27 protein-coding genes are annotated in these 26,236 nt (G+C 34.3%); 10 read left to right on the forward strand and 17 right to left on the reverse strand.

From position 1 onward, the window contains the following. Nucleotides 1-77: 77 nt before the first annotated feature. Together AA076_RS13275 and AA076_RS13280 are read left to right on the forward strand one after the other, a co-directional pair. Nucleotides 78-1,088 carry an amidohydrolase family protein gene (locus AA076_RS13275; RefSeq protein ID WP_000836419.1) on the forward strand — a complete coding sequence of 337 codons (1,011 nt, stop codon included), beginning with the start codon at nt 78-80 and terminating at the stop codon, nt 1,086-1,088. 19 nt (nt 1,089-1,107) lie between these two features. Beyond that, nucleotides 1,108-1,938, forward strand: coding sequence for an alpha/beta hydrolase (locus tag AA076_RS13280; RefSeq protein WP_000448905.1), 831 nt, complete (start codon nt 1,108-1,110; stop codon nt 1,936-1,938). Between the two features lie 146 nt (nt 1,939-2,084). Here the strand turns inward: AA076_RS13280 and AA076_RS13285 are convergent, their stop codons facing one another. The 7 genes from AA076_RS13285 to AA076_RS13315 all read right to left on the reverse strand — a co-directional run bounded on the left by AA076_RS13285 (nt 2,085) and on the right by AA076_RS13315 (nt 8,000). Then, nucleotides 2,085-2,975 carry a CobW family GTP-binding protein gene (locus AA076_RS13285; RefSeq protein ID WP_000706519.1) on the reverse strand — a complete coding sequence of 297 codons (891 nt, stop codon included), beginning with the start codon at nt 2,973-2,975 and terminating at the stop codon, nt 2,085-2,087. A 97-nt stretch (nt 2,976-3,072) separates the two neighbouring features. Continuing rightward, nucleotides 3,073-4,413, reverse strand: coding sequence for a nucleoside recognition domain-containing protein (locus tag AA076_RS13290; protein WP_000895195.1), 1,341 nt, complete (start codon nt 4,411-4,413; stop codon nt 3,073-3,075). Next, on the reverse strand, nt 4,407-5,513 hold the full coding sequence (locus AA076_RS13295) for an NAD(P)/FAD-dependent oxidoreductase (protein WP_001163751.1): 1,107 nt from the start codon (nt 5,511-5,513) through the stop codon (nt 4,407-4,409). Before AA076_RS13295 ends, AA076_RS13290 begins: the two co-directional genes overlap by 7 nt. A gap of 333 nt (nt 5,514-5,846) precedes the next feature. Further along, nucleotides 5,847-6,143: a DUF4176 domain-containing protein gene (locus AA076_RS13300; RefSeq protein ID WP_000447710.1), complete on the reverse strand. Its 297-nt coding sequence runs from the start codon at nt 6,141-6,143 to the stop codon at nt 5,847-5,849. Further along, complete coding sequence (locus AA076_RS13305) at nt 6,131-6,499, reverse strand: hypothetical protein (RefSeq protein ID WP_000066352.1); 369 nt, start codon at nt 6,497-6,499, stop codon at nt 6,131-6,133. The genes AA076_RS13300 and AA076_RS13305 overlap by 13 nt, the downstream gene beginning before the upstream one ends. Before the next feature lie 14 nt (nt 6,500-6,513). Continuing rightward, the gene (locus tag AA076_RS13310) at nt 6,514-6,792 is read right to left on the reverse strand and encodes a TIGR04197 family type VII secretion effector (RefSeq protein WP_000987949.1); all 279 of its coding nucleotides are present in this window, start codon (nt 6,790-6,792) and stop codon (nt 6,514-6,516) included. Nucleotides 6,793-7,133: 341 nt separating this feature from the next. Continuing rightward, a complete protein-coding gene (locus tag AA076_RS13315; protein WP_001005511.1) occupies nt 7,134-8,000 on the reverse strand; it encodes a fructosamine kinase family protein in 867 nt (288 codons plus the stop codon). Nucleotides 8,001-8,217: 217 nt separating this feature from the next. Between AA076_RS13315 and AA076_RS13320 the strand changes: the two genes are divergently transcribed. Continuing rightward, entirely contained in the window at nt 8,218-9,282 is a 1,065-nt protein-coding gene (locus AA076_RS13320; protein WP_000277415.1) for a quinone-dependent dihydroorotate dehydrogenase, read from the forward strand. 154 nt (nt 9,283-9,436) lie between these two features. Next, a complete protein-coding gene (locus tag AA076_RS13325; RefSeq protein ID WP_000159837.1) occupies nt 9,437-9,712 on the forward strand; it encodes a hypothetical protein in 276 nt (91 codons plus the stop codon). A gap of 185 nt (nt 9,713-9,897) precedes the next feature. On the opposite strand, the gene AA076_RS13330 is transcribed toward AA076_RS13325, so the two are convergent. Beyond that, a complete protein-coding gene (locus AA076_RS13330) occupies nt 9,898-10,620 on the reverse strand; it encodes an epoxyqueuosine reductase QueH (protein ID WP_000606210.1) in 723 nt (240 codons plus the stop codon). Between the two features lie 353 nt (nt 10,621-10,973). Between AA076_RS13330 and AA076_RS13335 the strand changes: the two genes are divergently transcribed. After that, nucleotides 10,974-11,423, forward strand: a complete 450-nt coding sequence (locus tag AA076_RS13335) for a VOC family protein (protein WP_000125708.1) — start codon at nt 10,974-10,976, stop codon at nt 11,421-11,423. 80 nt (nt 11,424-11,503) lie between these two features. On the opposite strand, the gene AA076_RS13340 is transcribed toward AA076_RS13335, so the two are convergent. Both AA076_RS13340 and AA076_RS15760 read right to left on the reverse strand, forming a co-directional pair. Continuing rightward, nucleotides 11,504-12,091 (reverse strand): TetR/AcrR family transcriptional regulator, encoded by a 588-nt coding sequence (locus tag AA076_RS13340; RefSeq protein WP_000151112.1) that lies wholly within the window; start codon nt 12,089-12,091, stop codon nt 11,504-11,506. After that, nucleotides 12,069-12,167, reverse strand: a complete 99-nt coding sequence (locus AA076_RS15760; RefSeq protein ID WP_001790599.1) for a hypothetical protein — start codon at nt 12,165-12,167, stop codon at nt 12,069-12,071. Before AA076_RS15760 ends, AA076_RS13340 begins: the two co-directional genes overlap by 23 nt. Before the next feature lie 56 nt (nt 12,168-12,223). Here AA076_RS15760 and AA076_RS13350 point away from each other — a divergent pair, with 56 nt between their 5' ends. Beyond that, a complete protein-coding gene (locus AA076_RS13350; RefSeq protein ID WP_001071591.1) occupies nt 12,224-13,906 on the forward strand; it encodes a CocE/NonD family hydrolase in 1,683 nt (560 codons plus the stop codon). Nucleotides 13,907-14,034: 128 nt separating this feature from the next. Here AA076_RS13350 and panD read toward each other — a convergent pair whose 3' ends face one another. From panD to panB, 3 genes are read right to left on the reverse strand one after another with little or no spacing between them, the layout of a single operon-like run. Next, nucleotides 14,035-14,418, reverse strand: a complete 384-nt coding sequence (gene panD / locus AA076_RS13355) for an aspartate 1-decarboxylase (RefSeq protein WP_000621532.1) — start codon at nt 14,416-14,418, stop codon at nt 14,035-14,037. 1 nt (nt 14,419) lies between these two features. Then, the gene (gene panC / locus AA076_RS13360; protein ID WP_000163734.1) at nt 14,420-15,271 is read right to left on the reverse strand and encodes a pantoate--beta-alanine ligase; all 852 of its coding nucleotides are present in this window, start codon (nt 15,269-15,271) and stop codon (nt 14,420-14,422) included. Beyond that, on the reverse strand, nt 15,264-16,082 hold the full coding sequence (gene panB, locus AA076_RS13365) for a 3-methyl-2-oxobutanoate hydroxymethyltransferase (protein ID WP_000860047.1): 819 nt from the start codon (nt 16,080-16,082) through the stop codon (nt 15,264-15,266). Before panB ends, panC begins: the two co-directional genes overlap by 8 nt. 72 nt (nt 16,083-16,154) lie before the next feature. On the opposite strand from panB, the gene AA076_RS13370 reads away from it, so the two are divergent. Continuing rightward, entirely contained in the window at nt 16,155-17,015 is an 861-nt protein-coding gene (locus AA076_RS13370) for an oxidoreductase (RefSeq protein WP_000953568.1), read from the forward strand. 85 nt (nt 17,016-17,100) lie between these two features. Here the strand turns inward: AA076_RS13370 and budA are convergent, their stop codons facing one another. Both budA and AA076_RS13380 read right to left on the reverse strand, forming a co-directional pair. Next, the gene (gene budA / locus AA076_RS13375; RefSeq protein WP_000186117.1) at nt 17,101-17,805 is read right to left on the reverse strand and encodes an acetolactate decarboxylase; all 705 of its coding nucleotides are present in this window, start codon (nt 17,803-17,805) and stop codon (nt 17,101-17,103) included. Between the two features lie 277 nt (nt 17,806-18,082). Continuing rightward, nucleotides 18,083-19,042, reverse strand: coding sequence for an L-lactate dehydrogenase (locus tag AA076_RS13380; RefSeq protein ID WP_000846637.1), 960 nt, complete (start codon nt 19,040-19,042; stop codon nt 18,083-18,085). Between the two features lie 686 nt (nt 19,043-19,728). On the opposite strand from AA076_RS13380, the gene AA076_RS13390 reads away from it, so the two are divergent. Continuing rightward, a complete protein-coding gene (locus AA076_RS13390) occupies nt 19,729-21,177 on the forward strand; it encodes an APC family permease (RefSeq protein WP_000534425.1) in 1,449 nt (482 codons plus the stop codon). A gap of 80 nt (nt 21,178-21,257) precedes the next feature. On the opposite strand, the gene AA076_RS13395 is transcribed toward AA076_RS13390, so the two are convergent. Beyond that, a complete protein-coding gene (locus AA076_RS13395; RefSeq protein WP_000030057.1) occupies nt 21,258-22,595 on the reverse strand; it encodes an aspartate aminotransferase family protein in 1,338 nt (445 codons plus the stop codon). 257 nt (nt 22,596-22,852) lie between these two features. Here AA076_RS13395 and AA076_RS13400 point away from each other — a divergent pair, with 257 nt between their 5' ends. Together AA076_RS13400 and AA076_RS13405 are read left to right on the forward strand one after the other, a co-directional pair. Further along, nucleotides 22,853-23,269 (forward strand): hypothetical protein, encoded by a 417-nt coding sequence (locus AA076_RS13400; RefSeq protein ID WP_001237629.1) that lies wholly within the window; start codon nt 22,853-22,855, stop codon nt 23,267-23,269. 122 nt (nt 23,270-23,391) lie between these two features. Then, nucleotides 23,392-24,282, forward strand: coding sequence for a fructose bisphosphate aldolase (locus tag AA076_RS13405; protein ID WP_001031413.1), 891 nt, complete (start codon nt 23,392-23,394; stop codon nt 24,280-24,282). 192 nt (nt 24,283-24,474) lie between these two features. Here AA076_RS13405 and lqo read toward each other — a convergent pair whose 3' ends face one another. Then, on the reverse strand, nt 24,475-25,971 hold the full coding sequence (lqo, locus tag AA076_RS13410; protein WP_001130051.1) for an L-lactate dehydrogenase (quinone): 1,497 nt from the start codon (nt 25,969-25,971) through the stop codon (nt 24,475-24,477). Between the last annotated feature and the right edge of the window lie 265 nt (nt 25,972-26,236).

A 26,236-nucleotide genomic window follows, 5' to 3' on the forward strand; every position in this document is an offset into this window, starting at 1 on the left:
ATTGAAATTAGAGGTATATAAAAAATGCTTCTGCAATAGATGCAATAAACATGCAATACAATATGGAGGCGAAGTAAATGAAAAGTATTACGTTTGAAGAACATTATGTCATTGAAGATATTCAAAAAGAAACGATGAATGCGATATCAGCAGATCCTAAAGGTGTACCGATGAAAGTAATGTTAGAAGGCCTTGAAAAAAAGACAGGTTTTACAAATGCCGACGAATTATCACATCATGATGAACGTATCCAATTTATGAATAATCAAGACGTTCAAATTCAAGTCTTATCTTATGGAAATGGTTCTCCTTCAAATTTGGTTGGTCAGAAAGCCATTGAATTATGTCAAAAAGCAAATGATCAATTGGCAAACTATATTGCACAATATCCCAATCGCTTTGTAGGCTTTGCAACTTTACCTATCAATGAGCCTGAAGCCGCAGCGCGAGAATTCGAACGTTGCATCAATGATTTAGGATTCAAAGGTGCGCTCATTATGGGACGTGCACAAGATGGTTTTCTTGATCAAGACAAATATGACATTATTTTCAAAACAGCTGAAAATTTAGACGTACCGATTTATCTACATCCCGCGCCAGTTAACAGTGACATTTATCAATCATACTATAAAGGAAATTATCCTGAAGTAACTGCGGCAACATTTGCTTGTTTTGGTTATGGTTGGCACATTGATGTCGGCATTCATGCAATACATCTAGTATTATCTGGTATTTTTGATCGTTATCCAAAGTTAAATATGATTATTGGACATTGGGGTGAGTTTATCCCATTCTTCTTAGAACGTATGGATGAAGCTTTATTCGCTGAACATTTGAACCACCCTGTAAGCTATTACTTTAAAAATAATTTTTATATCACACCGAGTGGCATGTTAACGAAGCCACAGTTTGATTTAGTCAAGAAAGAAGTAGGTATTGATAGAATTCTTTATGCTGCTGATTATCCATATATTGAGCCTGAAAAATTAGGTGTATTTTTAGATGAACTGGGTTTAACAGATGAAGAAAAAGAGAAAATAAGTTATACAAATGGTGCTAAATTATTAGGTTTATCACCTAACAATTAACAAATGGAGGTCATTGAATATGGAAACTTTAGAATTACAAGGCGCTAAATTACGATACCACCAAGTCGGACAAGGACCCGTGCTCATCTTTATTCCTGGTGCAAACGGTACCGGAGACATTTTTCTGCCTCTTGCAGAACAGTTAAAAGACCATTTTACTGTTGTAGCCGTTGATCGTCGTGATTATGGAGAAAGCGAGTTAACTGAACCACTCCCTGATTCCGCTTCAAACCCTGACAGTGATTATCGTGTCAAACGCGACGCACAGGACATTGCCGAACTTGCAAAGTCATTAAGTGATGAACCTGTCTATATATTAGGTTCAAGTTCAGGTTCAATCGTTGCGATGCATGTGTTAAAAGATTACCCTGAAGTCGTTAAAAAGATTGCATTTCACGAACCACCAATTAATACATTTTTACCAGACAGTACTTATTGGAAAGATAAAAATGATGACATTGTGCATCAAATTTTAACAGAAGGCTTAGAAAAAGGCATGAAAACATTTGGCGAAACATTAAATATCGCACCAATTGATGCAAAAATGATGTCTCAACCTGCTGATACTGAAGAAGGACGTATAGAACAGTACAAACGTACGATGTTCTGGTCAGAATTTGAAATTAGACAATATACGCATTCAGATATTACTTTGGATGATTTCACAAAATACAGCGATAAAATCACCCTACTAAATGGGACAGATTCTAGAGGCTCCTTCCCACAAGATGTTAACTTTTATATAAATAAAGAAACTGGCATACCTATTGTAGATATTCCAGGCGGTCACTTAGGTTATATTCAAAAACCTGAAGGCTTTGCTGATGTATTATTAAATATGTGGGGTTAATTGATTGTTCTCTAATAAAACAGCTTGGACAGTTTTCAAATTATATTTGATGGCTGACCAAGCTTATTTTTATTTACGCTTAAACGTTCAAATCAACTCGTTATTATACATGAAGGCATGTTAACCATTCTCTTCCACTGAAAACACTACTGTTCCAAACATTGATAGTCTTCTTTTGAAATACCCTTTCCGATAAGCACCAAATATTCTGGCACTTTTTTTGAAAATGCTACAGGTGTTAATTCATATTGTCCTTGTGTAAATTGAATGAGATACGTATGTGCGGTGTCTTCAAATGTCATAAACCCTTTCAACCTATAAATATGAGACGGAAGGCATGCTAAACGTTTTATAAACTCTGCTTTAGTACATTTGACTGGTGATTGCACAAATTGATGATTAATCATTTGATGTAAAGACTTATGTTTATTGTCAGAAGTTGCTGTCATTTGTCTAACTGATATTGGCAAAGTGACGCTGCCATGCATACCGACTTGTATATCGGCCTCTGGGTTAATAACTTCTAAATCTTTCAATAGTTTGCTCGTTGTTTCAACATCTGCTGAATCTATTTTATTAACAAATAAGACAGAACAATATGCTAATTGCTCATAAAATAAGCCTTGGATGTCTTTAGGGAATGATTTAATGTGTTTATACATGCTTGCGTCTATTACACCAATCATATGTGTAATTGTTGTAAACGGAGCTAAAATAGGCGTTAAACAAGCATCTAAGACAGAGACCGGTTCTGCAATCCCACTACATTCAATAAATACAATGTCTGGTTGCTCTTTTAAATATAATTGATGTAACTGTTCTGATACATCTGCTTTCATTGCACAACAGATACACCCCTCTGTCAGTTCACTTAAAGGTATGTCTTCAGATACTAAGGCACCATCAACACTCATTTTCCCAAATTCATTCATGATGACTGCTGGTTTCAGCGATTCCTTTAATGATTCAGCGAGCAAATGATTTAAGACAGTCGTTTTACCGCCACCTAAAAACCCACCTATAATAACTATTTTCATCTGCGACTCTCCTCTTATACTTCATATGAATAGCATATTCCAAGATAGATCTCCTATTGACTGACATGACTCTATATTCAGTTATAGTTCATTTTTTTTAAATAATCAGCATTACTATTTTAACAATGATGCCTACACCAATAACTAAAGACAATGATGTCACCATTTGCTTTCCAATTAATTTTAGTGCTGACTGACCACCTAAATGTTTCAAAAGCATCGTCATTGTGACCGAGCACGCTGTAAATGTTGAACTAAAAAACACAAGTAGTAGTAACTGTGTTGCTGTCATTCCTTGTAATAAGGCGCCCTGATGCAAATTAAACAAGAGCATGCCGTCTTTTCGAATCATTGAAAATAAAATCCCTGGTGACAATTCTGACGAGATGCCTAATAACGATAATATAGGTGTAAATATTTGTGATAAAACATTCAAAATTGGCGTTAGTGATAAAATACTAACAATAAGACAGATTGTGATAAAAATAGGTAGCGCTTGAACGATAAACATTTGTATATTTTGCCACATTTGTAGCAACATTTGACGTATATTTGGCATATGTAATTGCCTATCATAAGGTAGCGGAACGCTAAGTTGTTGATCATTCTTTTTCAACCATATCCTATTATGTAAGATGCCACCTAAAAGTACTAATATTAAGTACGGCATAAATAGCCATGACTTTCCAGCTACACTAAAAATAGATAATGTCGCACCTATTTGATAACTACAAGAACTACCAAAGCTTATTAAACTCATACACTGTGTCTTCGTGCAGGTATGGCATTGGTGTGCTGCTTGTGAAATAGCTGCTGCATTACATCCAAACCCTTCTAATAGTGGCACGATATCATTACCTTGTAATCCTATCCATAACATTGACGGTTCAATTGCCCATATCATCCATGATTTGAGTCCTGTTTGATCAATTATAGCAGTTGATAAACTAATCAATATTACAACCGGCAATGCCCATACGAGCGAATATGTTCCAAGTGATAGCACACCATAATCACCAAATAATATATGCTGTAATATATCGTGATTGAGCAATGTTGTTTGAGTTAAATATTCTATCCATGCTGACACATACTGATTTTGAAACCAATCTGAAAATTGATAAGCGATACCGATTGGCAATGCAAACATTAAAAATATCAACAACCAGGCTAAAAATGTCGCACTTATTTTAGGTCTTAAATGTCGTCGCTCATGTTGAAATAGTGTCAATTGTTCTATCACATGTTCACTCGCTATAGGCGAAGAAACTACACTTTCTGCCAATGAAATATCTAATTTCTGTTTTATGATTAATAATCTTAATTTCGCTTTTTCTGTTGCGGTAAGTTTATCCGCATGACTAATAACCAAATAATGAGGTTCATTAGGTATGGGCGTATAATGCCCAGTTCTCATATCATATTTCACTTCTAACATGTGCATGACACTTCACAACATGAATAATCATCTAAATACATTTGATTTTTTTGATAATTTTCAATGACATCTTGTTTAGCTGGTAAGCCTTCCCGCTGTGTTAAAAGATGTGCAAGTACTGCAAATCGCGCTCTAAATTTATAGATATAGCATAATTTGGCATTATCATTTTCAACTGTTGCACCAATCATAAAAATATTCGGATAACGTGTCGATTCATCATGTGTTGTTAATTTAATATCTTGATTTGTTGTCACAAATAATTGTTGAACGATTGGATTTTTTGTTGCATCAAAGCCAGTTGCTAGTATTGGTTCATGAGGTGTAAGCACACTTTGTCCGCTATCAAAACTGATATGATACTGTCCATTGTTAAAATCAATATCTTTAACTGTATAATGTACATTCATTTCGATGCGAGCACCTTGCTTAATGACATTACCTAGTCGCTGACGTGTATAAGGTGACAATCTAACACTAGGATCAGCATCCGGATCATTTAAACCGGTTGTGCTAGTATAAAGTGCGATGTCAGAGCCATTTTTTGCAAGTTGATATGCAGCATCAAAGCCACTTTCATTACCTCCGATAACCACATATTGCCCCTTATTAAAGTTATCAAAGTCTTCAATTTCACTATAATGAATACCATATTTAAATGGCTTTTTAGGGAAATTATAATCACCTGTTGCGACAAAGATATAATCCGCGTGATATATCTCTGTTGTCGTTGCAATCGTATAATATGCATCATCTACAGATATATTTGTGACAACTGTATTTTCAAAGATATTCAGCTCGTAATGGTTGGCAACCACTTGTAAATATTCAGCATATGTTTCTCCGGAAATATGTTCTTCATTAAATGTAAATGCTGGTGAAGTATCCATGGAAATTGCATTCATATCAGGCATGCCAAATCCATTAGACGTAAATGATGGCGTGATCGTACGGGTCGATTTCGGCCAATGTTTAAATGAATGTCCTACTGTTCCTTTTTCTAAAATAATGACATCTGTTATACCGAAATCTTTTAAGGTAATGGCCATACCTATACCTGCAGCACCGGCACCGATAATAGCCACTTTATGATGTTGCATATTAACACTCCCTCAATGATCTATTTCAAGTTATTGTTTTTGATTATAAATCGTAATAATTACGATTTATAAAGTATAGACCTATCCTTGAGAAATTTCAATATTAAAAGAAAAACTTCCGTTATTGTAGAGAATTCATCTACATTTCGGAAGTTGGTATGTGTCTTTTTTTAAAATTTAAGGCTGCTACGTTTAGTTCAAATGATTATGAATGACATTTCATGGTATCATCCAGCCTCAGTACTTGGAGATAACATTTTGGCGGTGAGACAGAAATCATATTTTTACAAAATTTATTTCGTCGTCCCACCCCAATAAAGAAAAAGTATTTCTTTATTGTTGTGTAACTTCTCCACGTTGTATTTCACTATCCAAATTTTGTTTCATATTTTCAAACAACTCTTGAAATCTAACCTCATCTTGATCAGAATAACCTTTAAAAATAACTGAATCTATATTTTCCTCGTTAAAATAATAAATTTCATCTTCTACAACACCAATCGGATATTTACATGCAGAATAGTCAAACATATACTTTTGATTTTCAATTTCTACAATTGGTCCTCTATTAATAATCATTAACTTTTGCGAACCTTCTTTTAAATAAATAATGCTTCCTATTGTTTCCATTTATTTTCCTCCTTTGTCACCGTCTCAATTTCAACATTCCTTCGCATTTCCAAGTCAATCATCTCTTCTTCCACTTTACGAATGCCATGTTGAATTTGCTGTTGCTGCTCGTATAACGCTTCCGTTGAACGTCGTTTCGCAAAATGAAATTCATCGCGGAACTGTTCCATACGACTAGCCATATTGCTACTATAATAACGCTCACCTAAATGTTGATATAATTGATCTATCGAATGATTAAGCGCATCACTTTCATCTATCAATGCTTTAACCTCTCGCTTTTCATCATATAAGTCATCCATTTGCTCATGTTTCGCTGTGATTATTTTATTGATTTCATCCAGTTTATTCGACATCATTTCACCACGTTTTAATTTTTACCAATTTCATTACCAATCATTACGTCAGTTTGGTCAAAAGCCTCACCAACTTTTTGTATATTATCGCTCGCAGTTCGTATTGCTTCAGCAACAGATTGATTCTTACTCATCAAATCATCTATCACACTATGAGCATTATTATTTCCACTTACTGTTGTACTTTCATCTTTATCCGGTTTCGACACATTATTACATGTTTCAACAGCGCTTTTAATAGATGATGATGCACTATTGGTCTTAAAAATATCACTTTGAACTGTACTCATCATTTACACCTCTCTCCATTTAAATTATTTTAAAATTATTAGAAACTGTATCAATATATGATATTCAAACATTCAATTATACTTAAATATTGTTTTATGATTATATTCAAAATTATTGTATCAATAAATATGTATCATTCCTAGAATTTTATTGAACAAAAAGTTATAAAATCACTTTTATTGTAACTCAACCTTGTTTTACATTACAGAAATTAACAATAGCGATTAAAATTTTATTTTCCAACAATAAAAACGCACAAATATTTTTATTGAGGCAGCTGTATCGCTTCTCATTGTAAAAATATCTGTGCATATTATCTATTTATCTCAATCTAACGTCTTAACTAACTTGTTGTATCTTGTAAAATCTTATCCATAGAATGCGCAACACTATCACGGTACATCTCACCAAATTTCAATAAATGGACCATCAATAAATATAAACGATAAAATTCAAGTCTATAGGATGCACCTTTTGCGAGTGGATAATGTTTATTATACGCATCATAAAATTCGCTCGTAAAACCACCAAATACCGTTGTAATACCGATATCGAATTCTCTGTCACCATATAATGGCGCTGGATCAAATAACGCCGGACGACCATCTTGTAAGAACATATAATTACCACCCCATAGGTCACCATGTAATAAAGACGGTTTACTTTGATGCTTTTCTAATTCCGCCACAATTTGACGTCGCACTTTGTCATATACTTTGATATCGTTGGCATCCCATAGCCCTCTATTTAGCAACTCATCTTTCAAATGGTCCAAGCGTTTGTCGACAAAAATGGTACACCAATCGTCTTGCCAATGATTATCAAAAGAAATATCGCCACCTTCATAAGGTAATGAGAAGCCAAATTTGCCTTCTTCTTGTTGCTGACTGTGTAATTGAGCTACGAGTTGCCCTAATTGGCGTTGACTCCCTGAAGCCCCTTCTTCTAAATACGTCATCACTAAATACGCATCACCGTTAACCTCGCCACTTGCAATTACTCTAGGTGCCGTGATACCTGCACGTTCAAATTCATTTAAACCTGCAATTTCTGCAGCATAAAATGATTCTTTACGTCCACGTTGGACAAGTAAGAAAAATGTATCCGTATCTGTTTCGACTCGATATGCTTCGTTTACATCACCACCACTCACTGGTGAAATCTCTTTAATATCTTTTAAAGGTAAATGCTCTAACCATTGTTCATTCATACAAACACCTTCCAATCTACTTACTTTATACTATAATATTGCCTAATTAGGATGATTTAATCTTAAAAACGTTATTCAAACTTGCGTCAATTTTCAAAACTTTTTAGTTTTAACTAGGAAATTATGTATGGAAATGCTAGTCTATTAAAAGAATATATTTCACATATATTAAGTTGAGGATAGTAAGCCTCAAATATAATGAAATAGGAGCATACTCATGTACAAATTAATTAAACCTTTCTTATTCAAAATCGAACCCGAAAAAGCACACGGACTAACTATCGATGCATTAAAAACGTTACAAAAGTTTCCGGTTTTATTCCCAGTCGTCGATAAACTATTTACTTATAAGAATCCAACGTTATCACAAACGATACAAGGTAATACGTACGACAATCCAATTGGCTTAGCAGCTGGTTTCGACAAATCTTGCGAAGTACCAAAAGCATTGGAACACCTTGGATTCGGTGCTTTAGAATTAGGTGGTATCACACCTAAACCTCAACCGGGTAACCCTCAACCACGCATGTTTAGATTATTAGAAGATGACGCCTTGATAAATCGAATGGGCTTCAATAATATTGGTATGAACAAAGCACTAAGTCATTTGCGTAAAAATGCTTATCAAGTACCTGTTGGTATCAATGTTGGTGTGAATAAAATGACACCTTATGAAGCGCGTTATCAAGATTATATAAAGGTTATTGATACGTTTAAACACGACGTTTCATTTTTCACAGTCAACATCAGTTCTCCAAATACTGAAAATCTTCAAAACTTCCATGATAAAGATGAATTTTCAATGTTATGCCAAGCTTTAACAGCATTTAAAAAACAACATGATGTAACAGTGCCAATTTATTTAAAACTAACGTCTGATATGGATTTCGATGGCTTAAAAGCACTATTACCAGCGATTACTGAGACATTTGACGGTATCATCTTAGCAAACACAACGCGACAACGAGATGGTTTAACTTCTGCTAATAAAGTCGAAGAAGGCGGTTTGAGTGGTCGTCCATTATTTGAACGTAATTTAAAATTGATTAAGTATGCTTATCAGCAAACAAATGGTGAATTTTTAATTATAGGTACAGGCGGCGTATTCAGTACTGAAGATGCAATCAAAATGATGCGTCACGGTGCGTCACTTATTCAAATTTATTCATCACTTGTTATTGAAGGCCCAGGTTTAACTAAGAAAATGAACAAAGGCATCGCACGTTACTTAAAAGATCATCATTTTGACAATGTCAGTGATATTATAGGACTAGATGCCTAATCCAACATAGTCAAATAATACTTTAAAACTTGCTGAATCGTCTTATTAAAATTATGATATAACTCAAGAAGATATATTTATCACCATTTTTCAAAATAATGGCTTAAATATCACATATCATTAAATATAGCGTTTTATAACGGAGGCGTTTGTTATGACTAAAGAAACAGATAATAAAAAAACAGTAGCGACTTCTGACAACAAAGACACACAGCAACAAAATCAACCTGAAGAAGATGAACGTCAAGGTTTGAATGGTTATCGTAAAACAGATCTTGATTTAGAAATCGAGCAAGAGCTACGTGAAATGATGAAAACAGGAGAAAATGAAACGAAAAATGACTATAAAAAGTTTAAAGTGTTTTCACTTATTTCAACACTTGTCATTGTCATTTTAGCAATTATAAGATTTGTTCATAAAATGATGTAATTAGAGTGAGACATTGTTTTATGTCTCAGGATCCAGTTATTCATTATATCTACAATATTTACGATTATATAAATAACCCGAGATTTTAGTATGATTCATTTCACTAAAATCTCGGGTTTCTATTTGATAATTTTTAATGGGATATGGCATGTATACGTTCTTGCCTTTTATCTCATTTCCAATGATTAATCTGGATATTGTTCTAAAAATGCTTTCGCTTCTTTATTAACTGTTTTAAAATCAATACCTTGTTGCATCGCTGCAAAGACACATCCACAATAACACTGCCTAAAGATATTATAGTCATTACACATTTCTATGGAACGCTCATAACCTTTACTTTTCTTAAAATCACTTGGCAAATAGTTCACATCGTATATTTTTTGGACATCCATACCAAGTTCATTGATTAATTGTGCGTTCTTTTTAGGTGATAATGTGATTGCACTGCCAAAATAATCATAGCCATGTTCTACAGCTGCTTTCGCTACAATATCCAAACGCATTTCAAAACAAGCGGTACAACGTAAGCCGCCTTCTTTTTCATCAGCTAATTCTTTATCCTTCACCATTTTCACAAACTTATGCGGTTCATAAGGTGCTTCAATATACTTCACATTCGCACCAGTCTTGCGATTAAAATCTTCCACAAATTGTTCTTGCACTTTAGCACGTCGTAAGTACTCATTTTTCGGATGAATATTTGAATTCGCGAAATAAATTGCAATGTCTGCATATTGTGTTAAAAACTCTAATGTATATGTACTACAAGGTGCACAACAACTATGCAATAAGATTTTAGGTCTGATTGCTTCTCTTTCCCACTGCCCGATTAATTTCTTCAACACCTTGTCATAATTAATTTTTTGATTTTTCATTTTACTGATAATAGGTTCAGCATTAATCATGATTTAACCTCCCACATTTAATCATTAACTTCTATTATATATGATTCATATTAAATGTCAGTCAAAAAAGTTAGAAATTCATTTTAATGCATTTATATTTCGAAAATCCCTTATGTATCTAAAAGCATTTTTTAAACTTGAATTTTAAAACACTAAACAACACATACGTCTCTGTGTCATTTTCATTTTTTGTATGTCATATATATGTTTACTTCATTTAAATCAATTTCATCTTATAATTTATCGTGTATTTTACAAAAGATTGACTTCAATTCATCGTAAAAGTTATACTTTTGCCATTTTTTAATGTAACATGGTGTTAGTAATAAAAATAATACATTGAGGTGTTTTACATGACAGCATTATTCCCTTATATCGCTTTTGAAAATTCAAAAGAAGCCCTTGCATATTACGAAGAAGTATTTGGTGCAACTGACGTTAAACGTTTAGAAGTTGGCGAAGAACAAGCGTCACATTTTGGTATGACTAAGGAAGAAGCGCAAGAAGCAACTATGCATGCTGAATTTGAAGTGCTTGGCGTAAAAGTGTTATGTTCTGATTCTTTTGGTCGCGCTGACAAAATTAATAATGGCATATCATTATTAATTGATTATGATGTTAACAATAAGGAAGATGCTGATAAAGTTGAAGCATTCTATGAGCAAATTAAAGATCATTCTTCAATTGAAATAGAATTACCGTTTGCTGACCAATTCTGGGGTGGCAAAATGGGCGTCTTTACCGATAAATACGGTGTTCGTTGGATGTTACATGGTCAAGACTATACTGCAATCCAACAATAATGTTATTGATAAAGATATCATTTAATAAGCTTATGTTATTTAGCAAGGCAAGCCACTCTCGATTCATGGCTTGCCTTATTTTATTGTATATTTTTAATTATCGTTGCTGGCCCTTGATTGACAATCGTATTAAAATGCCTTATTAAGTCAACTTTGTCTATACGGTTTGGATCTTCTACCCAATGTCTTATAAAAGACAATCCCGCACCTGAAACATAACTCATGAAATAAGAAAATGGTATACCATTAATTTGATCATTTTCATTTTTATAACGTTGTAAATGACACATAATTAAATCATAAAGTTTTTCGTGGATATTTGAATCTTTACCCATACGAAACATCAATTGATAAAATGCGATGTCTTTTTCTATCATTTCTATTAAAACGGTCATAATTTGATGTATGTTATCCGTGGATAACTTAACTGCTCCATTTAACTTCTCATCATGAATGAAGTCTCTTATTTCCTCCAACTGCTGGTCCTCTAATTTTTCAAGCAAATCATACTTATCATAATAATGCGTATAAAATGTACTACGGTTAACATCAGCTAAATCTGCAATTTGTTGCACAGTAATCTCTTCTAATTGGTGTTGATGTAAAAGTTCAATAAATGCATTTCTCATTGCAACTTGTGATTTTCTAATACGTCGATCTATAGTCATTTATATCAAGTCCTCCCCAATGATTATAAACGTTATGTTCATTATCCCACAAATCTCCAACATTGATGATTGGCACACAATGTTTACCTGTTTAATATAGGTGATACAAACAAACAGAAAAAGGTGATAACAATGAACCAACATTTACTAGGAAATCCAAAATTAACTGTAACTCATGTCAATGAAGTTAAAGCCGGTATTAACCACATCGTTGTCGACAGTGTTCAATATGGAAATCAAGAAATGATTATGGAAAAAGATGTCACTGTGGAAATGCGCGATGGCGAAAAATTATATATTAATATTTTCAGACCAAATAAAGATGGCAAATTCCCTGTAGTTATGTCTGCAGATACTTACGGTAAAGATAATAAGCCTAAAATCACAAATATGGGTGCCCTTTGGCCAACATTAGGTACCATTCCGACATCTAGTTTTACACCTGAAGAATCACCAGACCCAGGATTTTGGGTGCCAAATGATTATGTTGTAGTTAAAGTTGCATTACGCGGTAGTGACAAATCCAAAGGCGTCTTATCTCCATGGTCAAAAAGAGAAGCGGAAGATTATTACGAAGTGATTGAATGGGCAGCAAATCAGTCATGGAGTAATGGAAATATCGGGACAAATGGTGTTTCTTATCTTGCGGTGACTCAATGGTGGGTCGCATCATTAAATCCACCACATTTAAAAGCAATGATTCCTTGGGAAGGCTTAAATGATATGTATAGAGAAGTAGCCTTTCACGGAGGTATACCAGATACTGGCTTTTATCGTTTCTGGACTCAAGGTATTTTTGCGAGATGGACAGATAATCCAAATATCGAAGATTTGATTCAAGCACAACAAGAACATCCTCTGTTCGATGATTTTTGGAAACAGCGTCAAGTGCCATTATCACAAATTAAAACACCTCTACTAACATGTGCTAGTTGGTCTACACAAGGTTTGCACAACCGTGGCTCTTTTGAAGGATTTAAACAAGCTGCATCTGAAGAAAAATGGCTATATGTGCATGGACGTAAAGAGTGGGAAAGTTACTACGCTAGAGAAAATCTCGAACGCCAAAAATCATTCTTTGATTTTTACCTTAAAGAAGAAAATAACGATTGGAAAGATACGCCTCATGTCATTTATGAAGTTAGAGATCAATTTTATAAAGGCGAATTCAAATCAGCGTCAGCGTTCCCTTTACCTAACGCAGAATATACACCATTGTATTTGAATGCTGAAAATCACACATTGAATCATGCAAAGATTAGTAGCGCGCATGTCGCACAATATGACTCTGAAGATAAACAACAAGATGTAAGTTTTAAATATACGTTTGACAAAGATACTGAGTTAGTTGGAAACATGAACTTAAAACTATGGGTAAGCACTAAAGACTCAGATGATATGGATTTATTTGCAGGTATTAAAAAGTTAGATCGTCGTGGTAATGAAGTTAACTTCCCTGATTTTAATCATATTGAAAATGGTCAAGTAGCTACTGGTTGGTTACGCGTATCACATCGTGAATTAGATCAAGAAAAATCCTCAATCGCGCAACCTTGGCATAAACATGAAACAGAATTAAAGTTGTCACAAGATGAGATTGTACCTGTTGAAATCGAATTGTTACCTTCAGGCACGCTATTTAAACAAGGCGAAACATTGGAAGTTGTTGTAAAGGGTAGTGAAATTGTAATTGGTAATAGTACTCCTGGCATGAAAACACGTTATGAACATGAAGAAACCGTAAATAAAGGCATGCACATGATTTATACTGGTGGTAAATATGATTCACAATTAATCATTCCTATCGTTAATTGATATGCAGCAATTACGGTCGCTTTTGATTAAAAGTGACATAGTGATAGGACTGTATAACAAGAGAAAGCCACACGCTTGGAATCTTAAACCAAGGTGTGGCCCTTTTTATTATTGATGGCTATTTAATTTTATAACACTATCGTATTTTCTTTTTCATGAATCATTTCAATAATGACATTATCTTCATTCATTACTGCTACTTTAGGTGCATGGTTTTTAATTTCTTCTTCATTCAACTGTGCATAAGTCATGATTATGACTACATCGCCTACTTCAACAAGTCTTGACGCTGCACCGTTTAAACAAATTTTACCACTACCTCTTTCACCAGCTATTACGTATGTTTCAAAACGTGCACCATTATTATTATTCACGATGGCTACTTTTTCATTTGGCAAGATGTCTACCGCTTCCAATATATCTGAATCAATCGTAATGCTACCTACATAATTTAAATTTGACTCAGTCACTCTTGCTCTATGAATTTTAGCATTCATCATTGTTCTTATCACTTTATTCAGCTCCAATTATTATATTATCTATTAAACGCGCTTTTGAAAATTTAACAGCTAACGAGATAAATATGCGTCCAGTTATTTCGTGTTGTTCTACTAATTGAGGATAACTATAAACAGCAACTTCTTCAATGCGTTCACTTATATGTGATTCAAGATATTCAGTAACCCTGTCTATAATTACTTTACTTTGACGTTCACCGTCTTGATACAACGCTTGTGCTAATAGCAAACTTTTACTTAAATGTACCGCTTCTTGTCGTTCTTGCTCCGTTAAATAAACATTTCTTGAACTTTTCGCCAAACCATCTGCTTCTCGAACGATATCAATACCAATAATTTCAACGGCATGATTGAAGTCTTTTACCATTTGCTCGACAATAGCCAATTGCTGGGCATCTTTTTTACCAAAATAAGCATAATCCGGCATAACAATATTAAATAGCTTATTAACTACTGTTACCACCCCATCAAAATGCCCTGGACGCTTCGCTCCTTCTAACACATCAGCTAATGGGCCTACTTTGACATCAATACCTAATTCACCTGGATACATATCTTCTACTGCAGGATGAAAAACAATGTCCGCTCCTACTTCTGATACTAATTCTAAATCTTTATCAATTTGTCTCGGATAAGCATCGAAATCTTCGTTTGGACCAAATTGTAATGGATTAACAAATACACTCACAATTGTAATATCATTTGTACTAACTGATTCGCGTACCATCGTTAAATGTCCATCATGTAAGGCACCCATTGTTGGGATAAAACCAATCGTTGTGCCTGAGCGTTTGGCTGCTTTAACAATGTGTTGCATCTCTTTTACCGTAGTAATCAGCTTAGTCATTGTTATTAACCTCATTCATAATTTTCTTTTTATACGTATATTCTTCTGATGGAAATGCACCAGATTTAACTTCTTGATCGTATTGTTTTAAACCATCCACACCAACACTAAAATCAGCAAATTGCTTCACAAATTTCGCTTTATGTTCAACACCATAATTTAACATATCGTGATAAACCAATACTTGACCATCTGTACCTTTTCCTGCACCAATACCAATGACTGGAATTGTTAAGTGCTTGCTAATTTCTTCTGCTAAATCATTTGGAATTGCTTCAAGTACTAACGCAACTGCACCAGCTTGTTCTACATTTTTCGCGTCTAAAATAAGTTGCTCCGCTGCTTCTTTCGTTGCACCTTGTAATTTATACCCCATAACGCCAACACTTTGAGGTGTTAATCCTAAATGTGCAACAACAGGAATACCAATTGCCGTTGCTTTTTCAATAAATGGTGTAATATGCGCTCCTTCTGCTTTAATTGCATTTGCATTCGTCTCCTGATAAAGCTTTAGAGCATGATTTAAGTCTTGTGTCATAGAGATGCCTACTGCACCAATCGGCATATCAACAACTACAAATGTATTTGGTGCGCCTCTTCTTACTGCACGACCGTGATGAATCATATCTGCTAACGTCACTTGTACGGTACTTTCATAACCTAATACAGTCATACCAAGTGAATCCCCAACAAGAATCATATCAATACCCGCTGCTTCCACTTGTTTAGCACTTGGAAAATCATAAGCTGTTACCATAGAAATTTTAGTTTGCTTTTGTTTCATATCTATTAATTGACTTACTGTTTTCAATGTTATTCAACCTCTTTTTGCAGTATTATTAGAAATAGTATAATGAATCTTTTATAGAAAGGAAAGAAGAAGATGTTATCAGTTGCGATTATCGGCCCAGGCGCTGTCGGTACAACTATTGCCTATGAATTACAACAATCATTGCCTCATACAACGCTTATCGGGAGACACGCCAAAACAATAACATATTATACTGTACCACATGCACCTGCACAAGATATTGTTGTGAAAGGTTATGAAGATGTCACAAACACATTTGATGTTATTATTATTGCAGTCAAAACACATCAACTTGATGCAGTTATTCCTCATTTAACTCATCTTGCACATGAGGACACGCTCATCATTTTAGCCCAAAATGGTTATGGTCAACTCGAACATATTTCATTTAAAAACGTATGCCAAGCAGTTGTCTATATAAGTGGTCAAAAGAAAGGCGATGTTGTTACGCACTTCAGAGATTATCAATTACGTATACAAGATAATGCATTAACTCGACAATTTAGAGATTTGGTCCAAGACAGTCAAATCGACATTGTATTAGAAGCAAATATTCAACAAGCTATTTGGTATAAATTGTTAGTTAACTTGGGCATTAATTCTATCACAGCACTCGGTAGACAGACCGTTGCAATCATGCATAATCCTGAAATACGTACACTGTGTAGACAGCTATTACTAGATGGTTGTCGTGTTGCACAGGCAGAGGGGTTAAACTTTTCAGAACAAACTGTCGATACTATTATGACTATATATCAAGGTTATCCCGACGAAATGGGAACGAGCATGTATTACGACATTGCGCATCAGCAACCTCTTGAAGTCGAAGCGATTCAAGGCTTTATTTATCGACGTGCACGTGAACACAATCTTGACACCCCATATCTTGATACTATTTATAGCTTTTTACGCGCGTATCAACAAAATATGTAAGCACATATATAATATAAAAAGACCTTAACGATGCATTTAGAACCACCTGTTCCTAATATCGCTAAGGTCTTTTAATTATATTAGACTATTCAGCTTCTCTAATTTCTTCTGCCACATCTTTATAGTCTATTTTCGCTTTAACAAACGTCTCGTTATTTACCGGGAAATGTTGTTGGAATGTTTCAAAGTTTTGTATCTCAACGACAACGTCATCCACTTCAAAGTCAAGAACATGTCCACCATAAGCTCTTTCATCATCCGCAAAATGTATATGAAAACCAGCAGACCCTACGCCATGAAATAATTCTGGTGTAAAAAATCCAACAATGGCACCACGAATATCTTGTCTTTTTTCCTCAGGTTGTCTGCGTGCTGAATCAATCAAACGTGTATATGGCGGTTGCTGAGCAGGCATCATTCGTACATGCATATGTTTAAATGTGCCATAAATTTTAACAGCCGAAAATAAATTCTCACTTAACATTTCATTTTTAATTTGTGCAAATACATCATCTTGTGATAATTGTTGCAATGGAAATGTCTTACTCGCTTTAAAATTAGTAATCGATGCATACGGTACTTTCTCATCGCCTTTTAATTCTATAAATTCTTTATGCTCGTTAGCATGATATGCCTTTCCGTCTAAAAATATTACTTCGCCATCAGACCCTGTTAACGTTGCAATCCCTAAATTCCCATGTTCTAACAATTCATTAATTGTAGCTGTGCCTTCTAGTAAGCCAGCCATTAACGTACCTAATGTACCATGTTGATACAAGACATTCGTCATTCCAAAACCATCTCCCTATAGTTATTCCTCGTTGTCATGCTCTACTTCGTGATTAATGCAGAACTACTTTCCTTTATACTCAATGACGCCTCAACATTTTTATTCATGTCACTAAATTTTCACGAGTCATAATACTTTATTCAATTATTATTTTACGCAAAAGTATTGCCTCTATCAATGCTTGCTAAAAAAATGGACCTATCAGTGCCACGTGTTACTGCAACACTAATAGATCCTCTTACCATTAATATATTTCTAATTAATACTTAAAATAGGCTTAGTCTTCTAATAAATATTTAATTGAATCAAATGTATCTTCTAATGTTTTAACAGATTTATCGAACAACGCTTGTTCTTCGGCACTTAATGGCATTTCATAAATTTTAACTGCGCCATGTTGGTTAACTAATGTTGGTACACCTAGGTAAACGCCTTTGTGACCACCATATTGACCATCTAATTGTATAGAAACATTTAAGACATTATTTTCATTATTTAAAATGGCTTTTGAAATGCGCATCAATGCTAATGCAATACCATAGTATGTTGACCCTTTAGCTTGGATAATTTCATAAGCAGCGTCACGTGTATTCACATAAATTTCTTCCGCTTTAGCTTCGCTACCAGTTTGTTCTTTTAATGTGTCATATACTGAAATACCTGCTACATTTGCTTGTGACCAAACTGCAAGTTCAGTATCACCATGCTCGCCAATAATACTAGCGTCAACACTTGAAGGTGCAACACCAAGTTCTTGGCTAATTAAATATTGTAAACGTGCACTGTCCAATACAGTACCTGAACCGATAACACGCTCTGCTGGTAATCCAGTATATTCTTTTACAAATCTTGTTAAAATGTCTACAGGGTTTGCCGCGATTAAGAAATATCCATCAAAGCCACTATCCATAACACTCTTAACGATGCTCTTCATAATCTTAGTATTTTTTTCAACTAATTGTAAACGTGTTTCACCTGGCTTTTGAGGTGCACCAGCTGTAATAACAACTAAATCTGCATCTTTACAGTCTTCGTATTCACCTGCTTTCACATCAACTGGTGAAGGACTGTGGACTGTACCATGGTTTAAATCTTGAACATCTGCTTTTACTTTGTCTTTTGCAATGTCAATAATTACAAATTCATCAGCAACACCTTGCGTAACCATTGCAAAGGCATAGCTTGATCCTACAGATCCATCTCCGATTAATACAACCTTTTTACCAAATGTTTTCATAATTATGTCTCCTAACCTAATTGAATTTATTTTACACGTGACTACACGTAAAAATATCTATACTGAAATTAAAGATTAACAATTTTATTTTATTATAATATTATGCTACCAAATTACAAACATAAAACTGAGATGTAAGCGGAGTCAAATTACACTCTATCGCCAATAAATATTGATATCTCAAGCTTTAGCACGTAATTTGAAATTTGTGACAATTTTTAGCATTCTAAAATTGCGTAACGACGCTATTTAAAGGCTTTAACAAACTATTGAGCTTTCTATTTTTTTCATTTTAAAAAGGATGGCTATTCGACTTAAATGACTTACTATATAACCTCCTATTTTCCGCCTTACCCTCATCATATTTGATGCATCATTTTATAGTCAAAGAATTACATTTCATACAAACTAGCCAATCAGACATAAACATGAAATTGATTTTAAAAATATAATGTGCAAAATTGTTAGAAAATTAGCAAAAAATAGTACTTATTCATTTAATATCTGTTATAATCAGTTTTATCATTTAAAAAATCTATGGATGTTATCAAGACAAGTCATTAATACGTAACATAAAGTTGTGATTTTTCAGAATTTTTAGACAAAATATTGATTATTTGTGCTATGATATAACATATTAAAAAACACCGTATAGAATTGTTTATGAATGTTTGGGAGGAAAGTTTATGGGAAGTTTTTTCAATAAAATAGCACGAAAAGAGGATCCGGCTATCTATCAAAATAAAGATGGTCATTTAAAGCGTACACTTCGGGTGCGTGATTTCTTAGCTTTAGGTGTAGGAACAATTGTATCGACATCTATCTTTACGCTACCTGGCATTGTTGCTGCAGAACATGCAGGACCGGCCGTTGCGTTATCATTCTTACTCGCTGCTATTGTTGCTGGTTTAGTTGCATTTACTTATGCAGAAATGGCTGCCGCTATGCCATTTGCAGGTTCAGCCTATTCTTGGGTCAATGTATTATTTGGTGAATTTTTTGGATGGGTTGCCGGTTGGGCTCTATTAGCTGAATATTTTATCGCCGTAGCCTTTGTTGCATCAGGATTCTCAGCGAATTTACGCGGACTTGTGAAACCAATTGGCATCGAATTACCTGCAGCATTATCAAATCCATTTGGTACAAATGGCGGTTTTATCGATATTATTGCTGCTATCGTTATTTTATTAACTGCATTATTACTATCACGTGGTATGTCGGAAGCAGCTCGTATGGAAAATATTTTAGTTATTTTAAAAGTATTAGCTATTATTTTATTTGTCATCGTAGGTTTAACAGCAATAAATGTTAGTAACTATGTGCCATTTATTCCAGAACACAAAGTAACTGCTACAGGTGACTTTGGTGGATGGCAAGGCATATATGCTGGTGTTTCAATGATTTTCTTAGCGTATATCGGTTTCGATTCTATCGCAGCAAACTCAGCAGAAGCACTTGATCCTCAAAAGACAATGCCTAGAGGTATTCTTGGTTCTTTAAGCGTTGCTATCGTATTATTTATTGCTGTAGCACTTGTGTTAGTTGGTATGTTCCATTACTCACAATACGCAAACAATGCTGAACCTGTTGGTTGGGCTTTACGTCAAAGTGGTCATGGTGTTGTAGCAGCTATTGTTCAAGCTATCTCTGTTATCGGTATGTTTACAGCATTAATTGGTATGATGTTAGCAGGCTCACGTTTACTTTATTCATTTGGACGTGACGGCTTATTACCTTCATGGTTAAGCCACTTAAACGACAAACATTTACCTAATCGCGCACTAGTTATACTTACTATTATTGGTGTTTTAATTGGTTCTATGTTCCCATTCGCATTTTTAGCACAATTAATTTCAGCAGGTACACTTGTTGCATTTATGTTCGTTTCATTAGCAATGTATCGTTTGAGAAAGCGTGAAGGTAAAGATCTACCAATTCCTGCATTTAAATTACCTTTATATCCTGTGTTACCAGCAATTACATTTGTTTTAGTATTGCTAGTATTCTGGGGATTAGGATTCGAAGCGAAATTATACACTTTAATTTGGTTTATTGTTGGTATCATCCTATATTTAAGTTATGGACTTAGACATTCTAAGAAAAATGACGTAGCTGAATACCACCCACCAAAATAAAAAATAAAAAAAATCATTTCCCATCTGATTAACATCCAGATGTGGAAATGATTTTTTATTTTATATTAAGATAATCGCTATTACCAACCTTGTCCAGATATGTCATATTGATCTAAGTTACCTGCTTCCAAAGCAGTCAGTGCATCTTCTATAGTGTTTAACGCCGTGTCTAATTGCTCATATGTTATTACCAATGGCGGTTGGAATCGCAACACATTTCCTGCTACAGCTATAATAACTACGCCATGCTCAAAGCAGTAATTACAAATTTTAAGTGCCGCACTGGCATCACGTGTTTTGAGTTTTTTGTCGGAAACAATATCAATACCAATGCTCAGACCTTTACCTCTAACATCGCCTACACTATTGTATTTAGATACCCATTGATCCATTCGTTTCCTAACATATTCCCCTTTTTCCGCACTAGCCTGAAGAAGCGACTGATCTTCAATCATTTGAATTGTGGCTAATGCAGCTTCACAACTAACTGGATTAGCACCTGTTGTAAATAAATGTGCTGGTGCTTCTAAACAATTCATAATCTCTTTGCGTCCAACAATTGCTGACATAGGCATACCACCTGCTAAGGATTTTCCGAAAGTGATTAAATCAGGCGTAAAATTAAAATGCGAGACTGAACTCCATGTACCTGTTCTCCCAAAACCTTGTTGAATATCATCGACAGCGATTAAAATACCATGTTCACGACAAATCTTTTCTAACGCTTCAAAATACCCTGGAACTGGTTCTAAAAGTCCACCATCGCCTTGTATCGTTTCAATAACAATACATGCTACTTCGTCAGCAGGTACATACTTCGCAAACATTTCTTTTAAGGGTGCTAAATATTCTTCTACTGAATTAGCTTGTGGCTGCTCGTACATACCACGATATTTATCTGGAAACGGAATATGATAAAAACCATTCAATAACGGACCATAATGTTTGCGCATATTTAAACTAATAGCTGACATAGACAATGAGCCAAAAGTTGAACCATGATATGCATTAGTGAAACTAATGATATAAGGACGCCCTGTATATGCTCTGGCAAATTTAATGATGCCATCATTTGCGTCTGATCCGGTTAATCCGAAGGTCACTCTTTTTTCAAAATCTCCAGGTGCAATCTCACAAAGCTTCTTAGCTAAACGTACCAACGGTTCATGATACATATATGCTGGTGTATAATGAATAAATTTATCAACTTGTGCCTTTATCGCTTCTGTTACTTCTCTAGGTGCATGACCTACGTTTTGAGAACTCGCACTCGATAACAAATCGATATATGTCTTCCCCTCAATATCAACCAATGTTGCTCCATATCCATGATCAATCACTAACGGATAATATTTAATACGTCCTGATTTCGCAAAATAATGTTCATCCTCTTGAATTAATTGATGTGCTTTACTCATATACATTCCCCTCCCATTGACAGTATTAATGTGCAAGCAAAGTGGCCTCTCTTAAATCGATTATAAAATCCGATTTAAAATCCTGCTCAAATACCGTCATGCCTCTATGAATACTATCCAATATACTAATAAAATTCAGATTTGTAAATATATTCTGATAATTAAGAATTTTATATCAATCTACTTTGTTTATGCGCATAATTTTGTTCGATTAGGGAATTGTTTACTATATTCCATTTGACTCTGAGGTGATACGAATGCGTTTAAAAGTATTGTTCCATTTCATTGCTGCTATTTTCATATCATTCATGTTGCTATGGATGACCATGTTGTTTGACTTAATAAGCAATCAATCACATTTAAAAGCTTTATTATTGAATTTAGATTTTCTAATTCCTTCTGACAATACACCATATATTCTAGAAATAATATGTCACTTACTAATTGGTAGCGTCATTTATTTTGTATTTGTGTTGCTGTTTCATACTTCTAAAAGGCTTTACTATCTATGTTATATCCCTTTATTTTTCTTATTTATAGCATTGTATCCCTTTTTAGTATTTATTGCGCAACGTCCAATTTTTCAATTTAGTGTGACAGAATTAATCGGTTGGATTATTACACATATTTTCTTTATGTCATTAATGGCGTTAGTCATACCTAGAATAAAATAATATTTTTAATTAAACTGACAATTATTTTTCACATTTTATACACTTTTCAAGGTTTATGACTTGAGAAATGTTCTCATTTTTATCATACTGGAGGTGTATTGAAAAGTTAAGGAGTGGAAAGTATGAATAAAGAGCAATTAGAAAAAATGAAAAATGGAAAAGGCTTTATTGCCGCATTAGACCAAAGTGGTGGTAGTACACCAAAAGCACTTAAAGAATATGGTGTAAACGAAGATCAATATAGCAATGAAGACGAAATGTTCCAACTTGTTCACGATATGCGTACACGTGTGGTAACTTCACCTTCATTCTCACCAGATAAAATTTTGGGTGCTATTCTTTTCGAACAAACAATGGATCGCGAAGTAGAAAGCAAATACACTGCAGATTACTTAGCTGATAAAGGTGTTGTTCCGTTCTTAAAAGTAGACAAAGGTCTTGCTGAAGAGCAAAATGGTGTTCAATTAATGAAACCAATCGACAACTTAGACAATTTATTAGACCGTGCAAACGAACGTCACATTTTTGGTACAAAAATGCGTTCTAACATTTTAGAATTAAATGAGCAAGGTATCAAAGACGTTGTTGAACAACAATTTGAAGTTGCTAAACAAATTATTGCTAAAGGTTTAGTTCCAATTATCGAACCAGAAGTTAATATTAATGCAAAAGACAAAGCTGAAATTGAAAAAGTATTAAAAGCTGAACTTAAAAAAGGTTTAGATAGCTTAAATGCTGATCAATTAGTAATGTTGAAATTAACAATTCCTACTGAACCAAACTTATACAAAGAGTTAGCTGAACATCCTAATGTTGTTCGTGTCGTTGTATTATCAGGTGGTTACAGCAGAGAAAAAGCAAATGAATTACTTAAAGATAACGCTGAACTTATCGCAAGTTTCTCACGTGCATTAGCTAGTGATTTAAGAGCTGATCAATCTAAAGAAGAATTCGATAAAGCTTTAGGTGATGCTGTAGAATCAATCTACGACGCATCTGTAAACAAAAACTAATTTATACATTAAACTATTTTTTGATATAAACTACTAAAAAGGACTCATACATGTGCTTTAAAGGCATTGTGTATGAGTCTTTTTTGATTAAAGTTGATTTTGCCGTATGTATTAGATTACGTAAAAAAATCGGACAGCTGAAAAATCTTTAAGATTTCTCAGTTGTCCGATTTTAAATATAGCTATTAGAATTTAGTTTTCGTAGTAACCTAATTCTAAGTCTTTTGAAGTTTGTTTACGGATTTTTCTCATTAATTTTTCGTCTTCAATTAATGATTCACCGTATGATGGAATCATTTTCTTAATTTTAGGTGCCCATTCAGTTTTGTATTCAGGGAAGTTACGTTCTAATACTTCTAACGCAACTGAAACTGAAGTTGAAGCCCCTGGTGATTCACCTAATAATGCAATTACAGTGTGGTCTTGTGAGTTAACCACTTCTGTACCGAATTGGATGAATCCTTTACCGTGTTCAGGTGTATCTTTGATAACTTGTACACGTTTACCAGCAGTGTATAATTGCCAATCTTCATTACGTGCTTCTGGATAGAAAGTACGTAAGTGGTTCATACAACCTTCTTTTGTCATAATTACTTGGTCAAATGAGTATTTAATTAAAGGTAAGTTTTTAACTGCTGCTGCTAATAAAGTTGTAATGTTGTATGTTTTAACAGACTTGAATAAATCTAAGTTAGAACCATTTTTCAAGAATTTAGGTCCAACATTAGCAAATGGTCCAAATAATAATGTTCTTTGACCATCAATGTAACGCGTATCTAAATGAGGTACAGTCATTGGTGGTGTACCAGGTGGCTCTTTACCATAAACTTTGGCATCGTGTTGTTCAATAACTTGTGGGTTTGTACAAGCTAAGAATTGACCACTGATAGGGAATCCACCCAAATGTTTACTTTCAGGGATACCTGTTTTTTGTAATAATGGAATTGCTCCACCGCCAGCACCGATGAATACGTAGTCAGTTACTTGTTTGAATTTCTCACCAGTTAGGCGATTTTTAACAGTAACTTCCCATTGACCATTTGATAATTGTTCAAAATCAACAACTTCATGGTTAAATTGCACTGTAGCATTTGGATGTGCTTCAATGCTTTTAGCCATTTTACGTGTTAATTCACCGAAGTTTACATCTGTACCTTCGTCAATTTTACTTGCCGCCATGATACCAGGGTTATCTTCACGGCCTTTCATCATCAATGGAATCCATTTTTTCATTACTTCGATGTCTTCAGTATATTCGATATTATCGAACATAGGGAAAGCTTTCATCGCTTCGTAACGATCTTTTAAGAATTTAACATTGTTTTTACCTCTAACATAACTGATGTGTGGTAATGGATTGATAAATTCTCTTGGGTTCTCGATGCTACCGCTTTTCACTAAGTGACCCCAGAATTGTTTTGAAATCTCAAACTCTTCGTTAATCACTTTCGCTTTTTCGATGTCGATAGAACCATCAGGTTGTAAAACTGTGTAGTTCAACTCACATAATGCTGCATGACCCGTACCAGCATTATTTCTTTCGTTTGAACTTTCGATTGCAGGACGATCCAAGCGTTCGTAAACGTGGATATTCCAGTCTGGCTCAATTTCTTTTAACATTGAACCAAATGTTGTGCTAAGTACACCGGCTCCAATTAAAACGATGTCTTTACTATTAGACTTAGCCATTGGTTTCACCTCTCCAAAAATTGTAAATGTGTATCATCAATATGAAAGTTACATAAAACTGACATATTTCTTTAAAATATCAACGCCATTGATAACTTCCTGTTTTAATTGATACGCTGTAACAAAATACTATAGTTAGTGCTTACATGTATATGTTAAAGCAAGCAGTGGTAAATGTAAATTATAATTATTCATTAACTTTGCAATATATTAAATCTTTTATTCATAGAAGATAAATATCAAATCAATCATAATTATTTGACAA

Source organism: Staphylococcus aureus, from assembly GCF_001027105.1.
Lineage (GTDB): Bacteria > Bacillota > Bacilli > Staphylococcales > Staphylococcaceae > Staphylococcus > Staphylococcus aureus.